This window comes from Kribbella ginsengisoli (genome assembly GCF_039537185.1).
GTDB classification, from domain to species: domain Bacteria; phylum Actinomycetota; class Actinomycetes; order Propionibacteriales; family Kribbellaceae; genus Kribbella; species Kribbella koreensis.
In genome coordinates this window covers 103,173-116,748 of the sequence record NZ_BAABAA010000016.1, presented here as the reverse complement: position 1 = coordinate 116,748, position 13,576 = coordinate 103,173, and the positions used below count along the sequence as shown (strand labels likewise).

Genomic DNA, 13,576 nt, shown 5'->3' with positions numbered 1-13,576 from the left:
CGGAAGAGCCCGCAGTCATTCGGTCCCGGGTCGTGCGACGTACCTTTGCCTCGTGTCGACAGTGCAGAAGCGGAGCTGGGCCGAACAGGTGATGGGGTTGCCCATCAGCTTGCTGGCCAGGGGCCCGGCGGCCCGTACGGCGGCCGCGGATGCCGCTGCCCAGGCGGTGTATCGAGAGCTACGAGAGGTCGACCTGACCTTCTCGCCGTACCGTCCGGACAGCGAGGTGAGCCGGCTGGCGCGGGGAGAACTGAGCTGGGAGGCCGCTGCTCCGGTGGTCCGCGAGGTCGCCGACCGCTGCCGGCGGGCCCGTGAGCTCACCGGTGGTCTCTTCGACGCGGAGACACCGGCCGCCGGCTGGGATCCGTCGGGGCTGGTGAAGGGCTGGGCCGCGGAGCGGGCGAGCAGATTGCTGATCGAGGTCGACGGCGCCGACTGGTGTCTCAACGCGGGTGGCGATGTCGTGGTGCACTGCCCGAGCGGCGAGCCGTTCGTCATCGGCATCCAGGATCCGGGTGATCCTGGTGCGGTGGTGGCTACTGTGCGTAGTACCGGCGATGCGGTCGCGACAAGTGGGACGGCGGCGCGCGGAGCCCATCTCTACGATCCACGGAACGGGGCAGCAGTGGTCGGCAACTGGGCTTCGGTGTCGGTGACCGGGCCGTCGCTGGAGTGGGCGGATGTGCTCGCCACGGCGGCGTTCGTCGCCGGGGACGACTGGCCGCGGGTCGTCTCGCTGCTGCCTGGGTATGCCGGACTCGGAGTGCACACCGACGGCACCCTCCGGGCGATGCCCGGTTGGCCACGCGTTCAGCCGGGCGACGCCGGATGACCGCGACACGACTCCTGCTGGTGGAGGACGACCAGGACCTGGCCGGGCTGCTCGGGCGGGTGCTCGGTGACGAGGGCTACCTGGTGACGGCCGCGCCGGACGGCCAGCGCGGGCTGCATCTCGGGCTGAGTCAGGAGTTCGACGTGATGATCGTCGACCGGGGGTTACCGGCCATCGAGGGGCTCGACCTGATCACCCGGCTGCGCAGCCGGGGCGTCAGTACGCCGATCCTGGTGCTGTCGGCGCGCGGAACCACGGCGGAGCGGGTCGACGGGCTGGACGCGGGGGCGGAGGACTACCTCGCGAAGCCGTTCGAGTTGACCGAGTTGCTGGCTCGGCTGCGCGCTTTGCTCCGGCGTCATCCCGATCGGGCGGAGCATCTCGTCGTACCGGGTGGGCGGCTCGACCTGGCCGGGCGGACGGTACGGCGTACCGACGGTGGCCTGGTCGAGTTGTCGGAGCGGGAGTCGGCGTTGCTGGCCTTGCTGGCGGCGCGGCCGGGAGTCGTCTTCAGCCGGGCCGAGTTGCTCGCGCGGGTCTTCGACGAGGCGGAGTCCGAGACCGTCGTCGACACCTACGTGCACTACTGCCGGCGCAAGCTGGGCCGTGGAGTGATCAGCACGGTCCGCGGGCTCGGGTACCGGCTCGGTCGCTCATGAGCGCTCGTCCGATCGGTGACCAGGTGCTCGTCCGCCGGGCCGCGCGTGAGGTCGCGGTCCAGGTGGCCGCGCTGGTCGGAGCGGCGATGCTGCTCCTGGTCGTGCTGGTGACGATCGTCGTCGTCCGCGGCCAGGCCGGAGCGGCCGACGACCTGCTGCGGAACACGTTGCGCACCGCTGACGACGTCGGTGACCCACCCTCGGGGATCTGGCTGGTGATGGACACCCCGAAGGGCCTGGAGAGGTCGGCCGGCCTGCCCGGCGAGCTGGACCCCGCCTTGGCCGGATTGCGCACTGCGGCAGGGCCGGCGGTGCGGTTGACGAATGTGCGGGAGGACGACGAAGCGGAGTACCGGATCGCCACCGTTCGCCGCGACGGGCGGCCGATCCAGGCCGTCCTGGACCTCACGACGGCCCATCAGCAACGGGCGCGACTGCTGCAGGCGATGGGGTTCGCGACTGCTGTCGGGCTGGTGTTCGCGGCGCTGCTCGGCATTCTGCTGGGGCGGCGGGCGGTCCGGCCGCTAGCGCAGGCGCTTGCCCTGCAACGTGCTTTCGTCGCCGACGCGGGTCATGAGTTGCGGACACCGCTGACGCTGCTGAGCACCCGTGCGCAGGTGCTGAACCGGGCCTTGCAACGCAGTGATTTGAGCGAGGAAGTCCTACGCGACTCGCGCGGTGTCGTCCAGGACACGCAACGGCTGGGCGAGGTGGTCGAGGACCTTTTGGTGGCGGCGGACCCGCGCAGCGAGGAGACTCGTGAGCCGGTCGACCTGAACCGGTTGGCGGGCTCGGTGGCCGACAGCGCCCGAGCTCATGCCACCGCGGCCGGGGTCACCCTGCTGCATGGCGCGACGGATGAGGACTGCACCGTCCTCGGGTCCCACACCGCGCTCCGGCGGGCAGTCCTCGCCCTGGTCGACAACGCGATCGACCACACGCCGGACGGGGGAGAGGTCCGCGTCGGCGTCCGCCGGTCGGGGCGCGACGTAGTACTGCAGGTGAGCGACACCGGCCCCGGTATCCGGCCCGAGGACGCCGAGCGGGTGTTGCGCAGATTCGACTCCGGCGGTCATCGCTCCGGCCGGGCCCACTACGGTCTCGGCCTCGCCCTGACCCATGACGTGGCGAACCGGCACGGCGGCCAGCTCCGGTTGGTGCGTAGCGATACCGGCGCGACGTTCGAGCTCGTTCTTCCCGCGGCTCCAAGGAACGGCTAAGAATCCCGGCGCATCCTCGGGGTATCCGACCCGATGGAGCCGCAGTGACCGACCGGCAGTTGTCCCGATGACCTCCCTGTTGAATCCTGCGCGGGCAGCACACACCCGCCACCGGACCCGCCGTACTCCGCGCTGGTGGCGTGACGTCGCGGGGATCGCTTGCTGGGCGAGCGTGCTGATCGTGATCGCGCTCTGGTTGTCGGGGCGTGGTGCCCAGTTGCTCGCCGCCGGACCGGCAGACCTCTTCACGTCACTGGGCCGGATCACCGGATTGGTCGCCGCCGATCTGCTGCTGGTCCAGGTGATCCTGATGGCCCGCGTACCGGCGATCGAGCGCAGCTACGGCCAGGACGAGCTGGCTCGCCGGCACCGGTTGGTGGGGTTCGCCTCGTTCAACCTGCTGATGCTGCACGTCGCGCTGATCCTGATCGGCTACACCCTGCGCGATCACAACGATCTGCTGCACGAGACCTGGAGCGTTGTCACCTCGTACGGCGGGATGCTGCTCGCCGTGGCCGCTGTCGTCGCTCTGACCCTGGTGGTGGTCACCTCGGTGCGGATAGCGCGCCGCGCCTTGCGGTACGAGTCCTGGCACCTGCTCCACCTCTATGCCTATCTGGGCGTGGGCCTGTCCATCCCACACGAGATCTGGACGGGTGCCGACTTCACCACCTCGTCGCTCGCGCGGGTCTACTGGTGGTCGGTCTATGCGATGGCACTGGCGGCCGTGCTCGTCTACCGGCTCGGGCTTCCGCTGTGGCGCTCGTTGCGGCATGGCATCACCGTCAGCTCGGTAGTACGCGAGAGCCCGGACGTGGTGTCGGTCCACCTCACTGGGCGAGGGCTGCACCGGTTGCCGGCCAAGGCAGGCCAGTACTTCGTCTTCCGCTTCTTGGACGGGTCGGGCTGGTCGCGGGGCAACCCCTATTCGCTGTCGGCGACCCCGTCGCCACGGCAGTTGCGGGTGACCGCCAAGGAGGCAGGTGACGGCAGTCGGCGACTGGCCTGGTTGCGGCCGGGCACGAAGGTGCTGATCGAGGGCCCGTACGGCCGGCTCACCGGTGAGCACCGGGTCACCTTGAAGGTCGCGATGCTTGCCTGCGGCATCGGTATCACGCCGCTGCGGTCCTTGCTGGAAGACCTCGACTACGCCCCGGGCGACGCCGCGCTGGTCTACCGTGCGCACGGCGAGGAGGACCTCGTCTTCCGCGCCGAGCTCGATGAACTGGCTGCCAGGCGAGGGATCGAGGTGCATTACGTCCTCGGGCCGCGGTTGCGTGACCGGCCGTCGTGGCTGCCGCAGAACGCCTCCAACTGGACCGATGTCGACGCCCTGCGGAGCCTGGTGCCGGGGATCGAGGGATACGACGTGTTCGTCTGTGGGCCGGATCCCTGGATGGACGCAGTCTGCACAGCGGCCTTGGCGGCCGGGCTTCCGCCGGACCAACTGCACCAGGAGAGGTTCTCGTGGTGATCGATCAGGAAGGTGGCCGATGAGACGCGGTGTCGTCCGGACGATGTCGGTCGTCACGCTGGCCGTGGTGGGACTGGGCCTGCGGGCCGGTTCCCAGTCGGACGGTTCGCCGGCGCCGTCGTCCATCAGTACGCCGGCCGGGAGGCCGCGGCACGTCCGGCCCCGGCCCTCCCCGGCGCCGACGGTCGCACCGCGCCTCCCGGCCGGTTCCCCCACCTCGAGTACGTCGAAGAAGCCGGCCCCGAGCGCGACGACGGCTGCTGCCGGTTTCCAGGGCGATCTCGTCGATACGCAGTACGGGCCGGTCCGGGTGCGGATCACCGTGCAGCACGGCCGGATCAAGCGGGCGCAGGCGATCGAGCACCCGCAAGGCGACGGCACCACGGATGGGATCAACGCGTACGCCGTACCGGTCCTGGACCGGGAGGTGGTCACCGCCCAGTCGGCGCACATCGACGCGGTGTCCGGCGCGACGTTCACGTCCCAGGGGTATCGCCAGTCGTTGCAGTCGGCCTTGGACGCCGCTCACCAGGCCGGTGCGCTGTGAGAGTCGGCCATCTGCGGCGGAACAGCATCGTGCTGGGCGCGACGACCGCAGTACTCGGCCTGCTCTTCCTGTACCCGACCAGTACCAACCGGGTAGGCGGCCCAGCCGCTCCTGCCGCCTCGGCGGGAGTAGTCAGCACCGTGCCGGGTCACGGCGGACAGCGGACGACCGTGGTCAACGGTCAGTCGGCCTTGACCCGCTACGGTCCGGTCCAGCTCCAGGTCACGATCAACTCGTCGCGGATCACCGCGGTGAAGACCCTGACCGCACCGTCGTCCGGCGACCGCGACCGCGCGATCAGCGCCTTCGCCCTCCCGATCCTCCAGCGAGAGGCCCTGACCGCCCAAAGCGCCACCATCGACACAGTCTCCGGCGCCACCTTCACCTCCGACGGCTACCGCCGCTCCCTCCAGTCCGCCCTCGACACAGCCCACTTCACCAAGTAGCCGCGATGAGGCGACCTGGTCAGCCGACGAGCTGGTAGATGATCAGGCTGACCGCGATGTAGTGCAGGACGTACGCGGCCACGGTGCAGGCGTGGAAGACTTCGTGGAAGCCGAACCAGCTCGGTGACGGATTCGGTTTCTTGATCCCGTACACGACCGCGCCGGCCGAATACACCAGCCCGCCCGCGGCGAGCAGAACGACGATCGCGGCACCGCCGCGATGGTAGAAGTCCGGCATCCAGAACACCGCCACCCAGCCGAGCGCAAGGTAGATCGGCGTGTAGAGCCAGCGCGGCGCCGACAGCCAGAACACCCGGAAGAAGACGCCGAGGAGCGCGCCTCCCCAGACCGCGGTGAGCAGGGCGACGCGATCGCCTCCGGTGAGCAGCAGGAGACCGAACGGGGTGTAGGTGCCGGCGATCATCACGAAGATGTTCGAGTGGTCCATCCGCCGCAGTACCGCCGAGGTCGCCGGGCTCCAGTGGCCCCGGTGGTACAGGGCGGAGGCGCCGAACAGCACAGAGGACGCGGTGGCGAAGACCACCGCCGCGACCCGTGCGACGGCCGACGGCGCCGCCACGATCAGCACCACACCGGCCGCGATCGCCAGTGGAAAGGTGCCGGCGTGCAACCAGCCGCGCAGCAGTGGTTTGACGACGTCGGGGAGGGCAGGGTGCTTCTTGTCATGCATGACGGCTTGTCTCCTTTCGGGCCGGACCGATCAGTTTCGCCGGTGACAGCCGGAGGAAGGACTCGGCCTGCAGCGTGGCCGAGGCGATCCGGGGCAGCTCCCGGACGCGCTGGTAGCAGACGAATCGCGGAACCCAGGCCGGGCGGTACTTCGCGTTGGCCCGGTACAACGACTCGATCTGCCAGAACCGGCTCAGCCCGAGCAGGATGCGGTACCACAACCGCAGCCCGGGCCCGGCGCCGGCGAGGCCGCCGCGCTCGAAGACCTCGCGGAAGACGGCGAAGTTGAGCGAGATCCGGGCGATACCGAGGTCCGGAGCCGCCTGGACCAGTTCGCTGATCATCAGTTCGATCACTCCGTTGCCCGCTCGGGGGGAGCGGACCATCAGATCGAGGGACAGACCGTCGTCGTTCCACGGCACCAGGCTCAACACGGCGACCAGCCGGGCGGTCTCGTCGCGGCAGCTGACCACCGTCGCATCGCCGTCGCGGAGGTCGCCGAACCGGCCGAGCGCCATCGAGAACCCGCGCTCCGCCTGACCCGCGCGCCAGCCTGCGAGGTGCCGGGACAGGTCGGCCAGCTCGGCGTCGCCGATGTCCCGCTGGCGGCGTACCTGGACCAGGTGGCCTCGCCGTTCCGCCCGGGCCACCGCTTGCCGGACCGCGCGCATCGGCCGGCCGGACAGGCTGAAGGCGGCGACATCGAGGACTGCCTCGTCGCCCAGTTGCATGGCGCTCAGTCCGTGCTCGCGGTAGCTCGACACTCCTCGTTCGCTGGCACCGACGACGCCGGGCGTCCAGGCGTAGCCGCGGGCCTCGGCCAGCCACGCGTCGATGGCGCCCGGCCAGGCGTCCGGATCACCGATCGGATCTCCGCCGGCCAGGGAGACACCGGCGACGACCCGGTACGCGATGGCGGCCTTGCCGGTGGGGCCGAAGATCAGTGACTTGTCGTCGCGCAGCGCGAAGTAGCTCAGCGAGTCGTTGCGGTAGGCGGCCAGCAGGTCACGCAACCGCGCGCCTTCGGAACCAACCTGGTGTCTGGGTGCCCGAGCGGTTCGCAGCGCCATGACGACGGTCGCCACCGCCACGATCACGCCGAGCAGCAGCAGCGTCGCTTCGAGCCTCTGCCGGGTCTGGTCCGACTCGAATCGGGCCGGCCCGCTGATGCCGATGAAGCCCAGCCAGACCTCGCGGAGCAGCTGTGGCGCGGACAGGTGGTCCACCGCGTCCGGGTCGCCGATCAGGGAGGCGGCCCCGACCGAGGTGGCCAGTACGAACGAGGTCAGGAAGGTGACCATCACCTTGCGCCTGCTGCCCGGGTCCGGGCGACCGGTGAAGGCCTGATGGGTGAAGACCAGCAGAACGACGACCACGACGGCCGCGACGGCTTCACCGGTCGAGTGGGCCAGGCCGTTGAGCACCACCAGACCGGACGCCGCGGTGAGCGCGCCGATCCATGCCCGTCGCTTGCGTCGGGCAAGACCTCTGGACAGCATGACCAGGACGACGCCGAGCGGAACCGCGGCACTTGCGGCCTGGGGTACGAGTACCGGTAGTACGGCGGTCAGCGGCTTCAGGCGAGGCCGGAGGGGCGGGCTGACCGCGTCCAGCACACTGATGATCCCGAGGATGCAGACCAGACCGGCGATCCAGGGAGCCCAGCGCGCCGGATCGCGGGGGTGTCCGCGCGGACGCCCGGCCATCTCAGCGCCTGGCCGGCCGGCGGTGACGGCGGCGGTAGACGAGGATGGCGGTGATGATGCCGCCGGCGAAGATCGCGAGCAGGAATCCGCTCGCCAGGCCCAGCCGTTGTTCGAGGACCCGGTACGAGGCTCCGGCCAGGTAGCCGCCGCCCGCCACCAGGAACGCCCAGATGACACCGCCGATCACATTCGCGACGGTGAAGGTCGATCGGCGCATCTGACTCATCCCTGCGATGCCCGGGACGAGGGCGCGGAAGGCAGCGGTCCAGCGTCCGAGTACGACCGCCAGGGCGCCGCGCTGGGCGATCAGCCGGAGGGTGCTGTCGATGCGCTCGGGCTTGCGGAGCCTGCGCGGCAGGCGGCCGAGCAGGCCGGGACCGTACCGTCGGCCGACCATGAACCCCACCTGGTCGCCCACGATCGCGCCGAACCCTGCTCCGACCATCACCGCCCACAACGGGAGGCCGCCGGCGTGGGCGACGACGCCGCCGACGATGACAGCGGTCTCACCCGGCACCACGAGACCGAGGAAGGTGGATGCCTCGAGCGCGGGCAGCAGGACGACGACGGTGATGACCAGCCAGGCAGGCAGCCCGGCCAGCCAGTCGAACACGGCGTTCATCGGTCACCGGCGGCCGGTCGATGCGCAACGTTCGGTATCACGGCTCACCCCTCTCTGAATCCAGCTTTGCCCGGGTTCGCGGAGGCGGGCAGGGACGGATGACCCAGGCGGTCCGGCGATGGTCCCGGATGTCCGGAACCGGCAGCGCGCGTCACCCGATGGTCCAAGAAAGCACTAAGAAATCAACGGCATGCTCGGGTTCCGATACCGGCTTGACCGGGTCCACTGTCTCGAGGAGCTGTAGATGACGACCGTCAACGGGTTGCCCGCGCATGTGTTGCTGGTTCATGCGATTGTCGTACTGCTGCCACTGTCCGCCCTGCTGCTGATCCTGACCGCCCTCTGGGCGCCGGCGCGTAGCCGGCTTGCCGGACCGAACGCCTTGCTGTCGCTGGTGGTTCTCGCCCTGGTACCGATCACCACCAGCGCGGGCGAGTGGCTCGAGCACCGGCTGGCCTCCACCGAGCTGATCCGTGCTCACACAGAGTTGGGGGACACCGCTGTCTTCGTTGCCATCGGGGTCGCGGTGATGGCGTTGGCCGTGTGGTGGCGTGGCCGGGAGAGCCGGGCAACGTCGGCACCGGCCGGATCGGCGTCCACGCGGCGTACGTTCCTCGCCCCGGCGTCTGCCGCGGTGACCGCGGTGATCGCCGTCTTGTCGATCGTCGCCGGCGGGGTCGCGGTGTACGACGTGTACCGGATCGGCGATTCGGGCGCGAAGGCGAGCTGGGACGGCAAGGTCGGTACCGCCCAGCCGGCCCGCTGACGGGTGGTCGACGGCCGGGAGATGACAGTCCTGTCATACGTGTTCAGCGTTGTTCCCCGCGCCCGCGATGTCGGCGTACGTTGCCAGCATCCTGAACGAAAGTCCCTGTTCCCGGAAGCAAGTCGCGATGTCTCTGCACCGAGTCTCGGCCCGGGTCCATGGCCCGTTGTCTCGACTGACCTGGTTCCTCTGGTACCTCGCCGTACTGCTCATCCCGCTGCTGCTCACCTGGCACGTGCTCGCCCCGCCGGACACGGCTCCGGGCGGGGCCGTGGCGCTCAGTGCCGGCCTGGTCGCGTACTCCGCTCTGGTCGTGACGGCCGCGCTGCCGGCCCGGCTGCCGTGGCTGATCGCGAGCTTCGGGATCGAGACCGTGCTCGCCGTCCATCGGCTGATCGCGCTGATCGCGGTTGTCCTGGTGCTGGTGCATCTCGTCGCGGTGCTGATCTTCGATCCACGCGGCATCACGATCCTCGATCTCGCGCACACCACCTGGGCGGCCCGGGCCGCGGTCACGTCGACGGTCGCCTTGGTGCTGGTCGTCGTCCTCGCCTTGCGCCGTCCGGGGCGCCAACCGCGGTACGAGGGCTGGCGGCTGGTGCACAACGGGCTGGTCGCGATCGTCCTGATCGCCGCCTGGCTGCACGTCTGGTGGCTTCGGCACCTGGTGTCGGATGTTCTGCTGGCGGCCTGGTTCATCGGCTCCGGCCTGCTCCTGGCCGGGCTGGCCGCGCGCCGCTGGATCTGGCTGCCCGCCCGGGCCGGCCGGTTCGCCTACATCGTCAAGTCGGTGGCCGCGGTACCCGGTGACGGCGTGACGCTGGTGATCCAGGCCGACGGCCATCCGGGGCTGCCGTTCGAGGCCGGTCAGTTCGTCTGGCTGAAGATCGGGTCGACGCCGTTCGTGTTCGAGGAGCATCCGTTCAGCATCGCGTCGTCGGCCGACCACCCGGACCGGATGGAGTTCACGATCAAGGCGCTCGGCGACTTCACCGAGCTGCTCGCGGCGCTGCGGCCCGGACGCCGGGTCTTCCTGGACGGGCCGTACGGCGGGTTCACCATCGACGGACTCGAGGACGCGGCCGGATTCGTGTTCATCGGAGCCGGTGTCGGCATCACGCCGTTGCTGAGCATGCTGCGCACGCTGGCCGATCGTGGCGACCGGCGCCGGGGCTGGCTGATCATCTCCGCCCGCACCCGGCACGACCTGATGCTGGTACCGGAGGTGGAACAGGTCAGGGCGCGGATGAACCTCAAGGTGATCGAGGTGGTCAGCACGCCCGAACCGGGCTGGACCGGCGAGGTCGGCCGGATCGGCCAGAACCTGCTGGCCAGGAACCTCCCACGCCGTCCCCACCGGCTCCACTACTTCCTCTGCGGCCCGGCGCCGATGGTCACCTCGGTCAGTCGCGACCTCGTGGCGCTGGGCATCCCGCACCGCCGCATCCACACCGAACGCTTCGGCGCCGTCTGAGCTGCCCATGACTGGAGGCCGTGGCATCAGCCGCTGGGGCGGAGCGAGCCGGTTCGTCGATCTCGACGGGCCGGTGCACTACGTCGACTTCGGTGGCAAGCCGACAGGCCCGGTCATGGTGCTGGTGCACGGCCTGGGTGGGTCCCATCTGAACTGGGCTCTGTTGGCACCACTCCTGGCTGCCGATGCCCGCGTACTGGCTGTCGACCTGCTCGGGTTCGGGCTCAGCCATCCGCAGGGCAGGTCTACGACGGTCCAGGCGAACGCGAGGATGCTGGACCGCTTCGTCCAGGAGGTGATCGGTGGCCCGATGATCCTGGTGGGCAACTCGATGGGCGGGATGGTGTCGATCCTGCAGGCAGTACGTCACCCCGGCACCGTCGTAGGCCTGGTGCTGATCGATCCGGCGTTGCCGCCCGCCGTCGGCGCACGGCCGGAGCTTGCGATCACCGCCGCCTTCGCCGGATTCGCCGTCCCTGTGCTGGGTCGCTGGGCGCTCGCGCGCGAACGGCGGCAACGCTCGCCCAGACAGCAGGTCCATCGGTTGCTGCAGCTTTGCTGCGTGGATCCTTCGGCCGTTCCCGAAGAGCTGGTCGCAGCCTCGGCCGAACTGCTCGAGCAGCGGTCCAGAGTCCGGGGGCTGGATGCGGCCTTCCTCACGGCCGCGCGATCGTTGCTGGCCCTCGGCGCCCGGCGGAGCGCGACCTGGGCGACGATCGACGCGATCCGGGTGCCGGTCCTGCACCTGCACGGCGCGCAGGATCGTTTGGTCCCGGCCGCGATCGCCGCGTACGCCGCCCAGCGCCACCCCGAATGGACCGTGGAGGTGATCCCCGGGGTCGGCCACGTGCCCCAGCTGGAGGTCCCCGGGCCGACCGCCGGGCGGATTCTGACCTGGTTGGCCGGAACGGCATACCCTGAAGGGGATACTCATCGGTAGCCAGGAGGCCAGGATGCGCACCTCGTCCGCTCGAGCAGTGAAGTCCACCGGGCCGGCCCTGCACTGGTACCTGACCGAGCCCAGCCGCAGCGTCGTCGACCTCGGCCAGCTGGCGACCGCGAGGTCGGTACTGCGAACAGCCCCGCGTGGCGACGGCCACCCCGTCCTCGTCCTCCCCGGTCTGCTCGCCTCCGACGCGTCCACCACGTCGATGCGCTGGTTCCTGAACCGCCTGGGCTACCGGACCCACGGCTGGAATCTCGGCCGGAACGTCGGCCCGACCAGGGATGCCGTCGACGGCATCCGCTACCGCCTGCGGGAACTGTCCGATCGGCACGGCGAGCCGATCAGCCTGATCGGCTGGAGTCTGGGCGGGATCTACGCGCGTGAGCTGGCCCGGGAGTACCCGCACCAGGTCCGCGACGTGATCACGCTCGGCAGCCCGTACCGGCTCAACCTGCCGTCCGAGACCCGCGCCCATCGGGTGCTGAGGATGCTGTCCCACCTGCATGTGCCGGACTCCGAGTTGCCACCGCCTGAGCACACCAGGCCACCACTCAGGATGCCGGCCACCTCGGTCTACTCCGAGCAGGATGGGATCGTGCCGTGGCGGGCCTGTGTCGAGCCCGCCGGACCACTGCGGCAGAACGTCGCGGTGAACGGCAGCCATCTCGGCTACGGCCACAACCCGGCCGTGCTTTGGCTGGCTGCCGACCGGCTTGCCCAACCGGCTGGGCAGTGGCGTCCGTTCGAGCCGCCTGCCGCGCTCGCGCGTCACTACCCAGGTGACACCGCCGATCGGCTCAACTGACCGGTTCGGACGGCCTGGCCGCCGCCAGTTCGGCCAGGCTGTCCTCGATGCCGCGCACCAGGACAGCGAGGTCGGCCTCCTCGAAGTCGCCGGTCACCCCGAAGGCGACGGAGTCGCAGTAGCTGAGGATCGAGACGCCGGTACGGACCGTGGAACCGATCGGCACGTACGGGATGATCTCGACCAGCCGGCGTCCGAGCGCGTACAGCGGCTCCCGCGGACCGGGCACGTTCGTGACCACCGTGACGACCGACCGCTGCGGGAACCGCGCCGCGAGCCGGTAGCCGGGGGCGATCAGCGCGAACGGCTCCCGCCGGGCGAGCTCGGTCAGCAGGGCGACGGAGTCGATCTCGTGGTCGGTCTTCAGCTCGTCGAGCCGGGTCCGGACCGCGGCCAGCCGCTCGACCGGATCCTCGAGGTGGACCGGCAGCTTGGCGAGCATCAGCGAGACCCGGTTGTCCCGGATGCTCTCCTGGCCGGGGGCGCGGATGTTGACCGGGACCAGGGTGCGTACCGAGTTCTCCCTCGGCGTCTCGCCGCGAGACAGCAGCAGCGACCTGAAGCCGCCGGCGACCGCCGCGAGCACGACGTCGTTGAACGTCCCACCCAGCCGGTGCCGGATCTCCTTCACCTGCGCGACTTCCGCTCGCCCGAAGGCGTACCGCCGGCTCGACGACAACGAGCCGGTCAGCGACGACCGGGTAGCGGGCCTGAGTGCTTCGGACAGCGCCCACAGTCCGCGGCCGATGCTCCAGGACCGGTACGCGAGGTTGCGTGGCTGCCGGAGGCCGGTGACCGCCAGCCGGAGCTGCCGGATCGGGGTCAGCACCAGTTGCCCGACGGCGGCCGCTGTGAGCCCGAAGGTCGACGGCTCGGCCTGTGGCGACCACTTGTCCGGTACGGCCGCTCGTGGCCGCGGCGAAGGATCGAGAACCACGGAGTAGAGATCGGTCCCGGAGACGCCGTCGACCATGCAGTGGTGGACCTTGGAGATCAGCGCCCAGCGGCCGTCCTGCAGTCCCTCGACCAGCCAGTACTCCCACAGCGGGCGGTCGCGGGCCAGCCGCGCGAACATCAGCCTGGCCATCAGCGCGGCCAGTTCGGCGTCACCGCCGGGAGCGGGCAGGGCGGTGTGCCGCAGGTGGTAGTCGAGTTCGAAGTGCTCGTCGTCGTACCAGACCGGCGGCCCCAGATCGAACGGGAGCTGCCGCGCCTTCTGCCGGTAGCGCGGGATGAGTGGCAACCGTCCGGCCAGGAGCTCGGCGAACTCGGCGTACGTCGGGGCAGGTCCCTCGAACACCGCGATCGACGAGATCGCCATCGAGACGCCCGGCTCCTCGTCCTCGGCCTCGAGGAACAGCGCGTCGAGCGGAGTCATCCGGTCCATGG

14 protein-coding genes are annotated in these 13,576 nt (G+C 70.2%); 10 read left to right on the top strand and 4 right to left on the bottom strand.

The features are described from left to right. The first annotated feature begins 52 nt into the window (after positions 1-52). The 6 genes from ABD768_RS37305 (at position 53) to ABD768_RS37280 (ending at position 5,178) form a co-directional block, all read left to right on the top strand. On the top strand, positions 53-832 hold the full coding sequence (locus tag ABD768_RS37305; RefSeq protein ID WP_343965093.1) for an FAD:protein FMN transferase: 780 nt from the start codon (positions 53-55) through the stop codon (positions 830-832). Next, positions 829-1,491, top strand: coding sequence for a response regulator transcription factor (locus tag ABD768_RS37300; protein ID WP_343965091.1), 663 nt, complete (start codon positions 829-831; stop codon positions 1,489-1,491). Before ABD768_RS37305 ends, ABD768_RS37300 begins: the two co-directional genes overlap by 4 nt. Then, positions 1,488-2,711, top strand: a complete 1,224-nt coding sequence (locus ABD768_RS37295) for a sensor histidine kinase (protein WP_344848842.1) — start codon at positions 1,488-1,490, stop codon at positions 2,709-2,711. Before ABD768_RS37300 ends, ABD768_RS37295 begins: the two co-directional genes overlap by 4 nt. A 67-nt stretch (positions 2,712-2,778) precedes the next feature. Beyond that, positions 2,779-4,185, top strand: coding sequence for a ferredoxin reductase family protein (locus ABD768_RS37290; RefSeq protein ID WP_344848840.1), 1,407 nt, complete (start codon positions 2,779-2,781; stop codon positions 4,183-4,185). A gap of 19 nt (positions 4,186-4,204) precedes the next feature. Next, positions 4,205-4,732: an FMN-binding protein gene (locus tag ABD768_RS37285; protein ID WP_344848838.1), complete on the top strand. Its 528-nt coding sequence runs from the start codon at positions 4,205-4,207 to the stop codon at positions 4,730-4,732. Beyond that, positions 4,729-5,178, top strand: a complete 450-nt coding sequence (locus ABD768_RS37280; RefSeq protein ID WP_343965083.1) for an FMN-binding protein — start codon at positions 4,729-4,731, stop codon at positions 5,176-5,178. The genes ABD768_RS37285 and ABD768_RS37280 overlap by 4 nt, the downstream gene beginning before the upstream one ends. A gap of 19 nt (positions 5,179-5,197) precedes the next feature. Here ABD768_RS37280 and trhA read toward each other — a convergent pair whose 3' ends face one another. The 3 genes from trhA to ABD768_RS37265 are packed head-to-tail and all read right to left on the bottom strand — an operon-like array spanning position 5,198 to position 8,196. Continuing rightward, complete coding sequence (gene trhA, locus ABD768_RS37275) at positions 5,198-5,869, bottom strand: PAQR family membrane homeostasis protein TrhA (protein ID WP_344848835.1); 672 nt, start codon at positions 5,867-5,869, stop codon at positions 5,198-5,200. Beyond that, on the bottom strand, positions 5,862-7,574 hold the full coding sequence (locus tag ABD768_RS37270; protein WP_344848832.1) for a phosphatidylglycerol lysyltransferase domain-containing protein: 1,713 nt from the start codon (positions 7,572-7,574) through the stop codon (positions 5,862-5,864). Before ABD768_RS37270 ends, trhA begins: the two co-directional genes overlap by 8 nt. Before the next feature lies 1 nt (position 7,575). After that, positions 7,576-8,196, bottom strand: coding sequence for a DedA family protein (locus ABD768_RS37265; RefSeq protein ID WP_344848830.1), 621 nt, complete (start codon positions 8,194-8,196; stop codon positions 7,576-7,578). A 244-nt stretch (positions 8,197-8,440) separates the two neighbouring features. Between ABD768_RS37265 and ABD768_RS37260 the strand changes: the two genes are divergently transcribed. The 4 genes from ABD768_RS37260 (at position 8,441) to ABD768_RS37245 (ending at position 12,187) form a co-directional block, all read left to right on the top strand. Next, complete coding sequence (locus tag ABD768_RS37260) at positions 8,441-8,962, top strand: DUF2231 domain-containing protein (RefSeq protein ID WP_344848828.1); 522 nt, start codon at positions 8,441-8,443, stop codon at positions 8,960-8,962. A gap of 127 nt (positions 8,963-9,089) precedes the next feature. Continuing rightward, positions 9,090-10,436 (top strand): ferredoxin reductase family protein, encoded by a 1,347-nt coding sequence (locus tag ABD768_RS37255; protein ID WP_344848826.1) that lies wholly within the window; start codon positions 9,090-9,092, stop codon positions 10,434-10,436. A 7-nt stretch (positions 10,437-10,443) separates the two neighbouring features. Continuing rightward, complete coding sequence (locus tag ABD768_RS37250; protein ID WP_344848824.1) at positions 10,444-11,376, top strand: alpha/beta fold hydrolase; 933 nt, start codon at positions 10,444-10,446, stop codon at positions 11,374-11,376. A 13-nt stretch (positions 11,377-11,389) separates the two neighbouring features. Further along, positions 11,390-12,187, top strand: a complete 798-nt coding sequence (locus ABD768_RS37245; protein WP_344848822.1) for an esterase/lipase family protein — start codon at positions 11,390-11,392, stop codon at positions 12,185-12,187. On the opposite strand, the gene ABD768_RS37240 is transcribed toward ABD768_RS37245, so the two are convergent. Further along, positions 12,180-13,574 (bottom strand): wax ester/triacylglycerol synthase family O-acyltransferase, encoded by a 1,395-nt coding sequence (locus tag ABD768_RS37240; RefSeq protein WP_344848820.1) that lies wholly within the window; start codon positions 13,572-13,574, stop codon positions 12,180-12,182. The genes ABD768_RS37245 and ABD768_RS37240 overlap by 8 nt on opposite strands. Positions 13,575-13,576: the final 2 nt, after the last annotated feature.

Coding starts and splice junctions, on each gene's coding strand:
- trhA (WP_344848835.1), bottom strand. CDS start 5,869: ATGCATGACAAGAAGCACCCTGCCCTCCCCGACGTCGTCAAACCACTG.
- ABD768_RS37240 (WP_344848820.1), bottom strand. CDS start 13,574: ATGGACCGGATGACTCCGCTCGACGCGCTGTTCCTCGAGGCCGAGGAC.
- ABD768_RS37290 (WP_344848840.1), top strand. CDS start 2,779: ATGACCTCCCTGTTGAATCCTGCGCGGGCAGCACACACCCGCCACCGG.
- ABD768_RS37245 (WP_344848822.1), top strand. CDS start 11,390: ATGCGCACCTCGTCCGCTCGAGCAGTGAAGTCCACCGGGCCGGCCCTG.
- ABD768_RS37250 (WP_344848824.1), top strand. CDS start 10,444: ATGACTGGAGGCCGTGGCATCAGCCGCTGGGGCGGAGCGAGCCGGTTC.
- ABD768_RS37270 (WP_344848832.1), bottom strand. CDS start 7,574: ATGGCCGGGCGTCCGCGCGGACACCCCCGCGATCCGGCGCGCTGGGCT.
- ABD768_RS37260 (WP_344848828.1), top strand. CDS start 8,441: ATGACGACCGTCAACGGGTTGCCCGCGCATGTGTTGCTGGTTCATGCG.
- ABD768_RS37255 (WP_344848826.1), top strand. CDS start 9,090: ATGTCTCTGCACCGAGTCTCGGCCCGGGTCCATGGCCCGTTGTCTCGA.
- ABD768_RS37265 (WP_344848830.1), bottom strand. CDS start 8,196: ATGAACGCCGTGTTCGACTGGCTGGCCGGGCTGCCTGCCTGGCTGGTC.
- ABD768_RS37295 (WP_344848842.1), top strand. CDS start 1,488: ATGAGCGCTCGTCCGATCGGTGACCAGGTGCTCGTCCGCCGGGCCGCG.
- ABD768_RS37300 (WP_343965091.1), top strand. CDS start 829: ATGACCGCGACACGACTCCTGCTGGTGGAGGACGACCAGGACCTGGCC.
- ABD768_RS37285 (WP_344848838.1), top strand. CDS start 4,205: ATGAGACGCGGTGTCGTCCGGACGATGTCGGTCGTCACGCTGGCCGTG.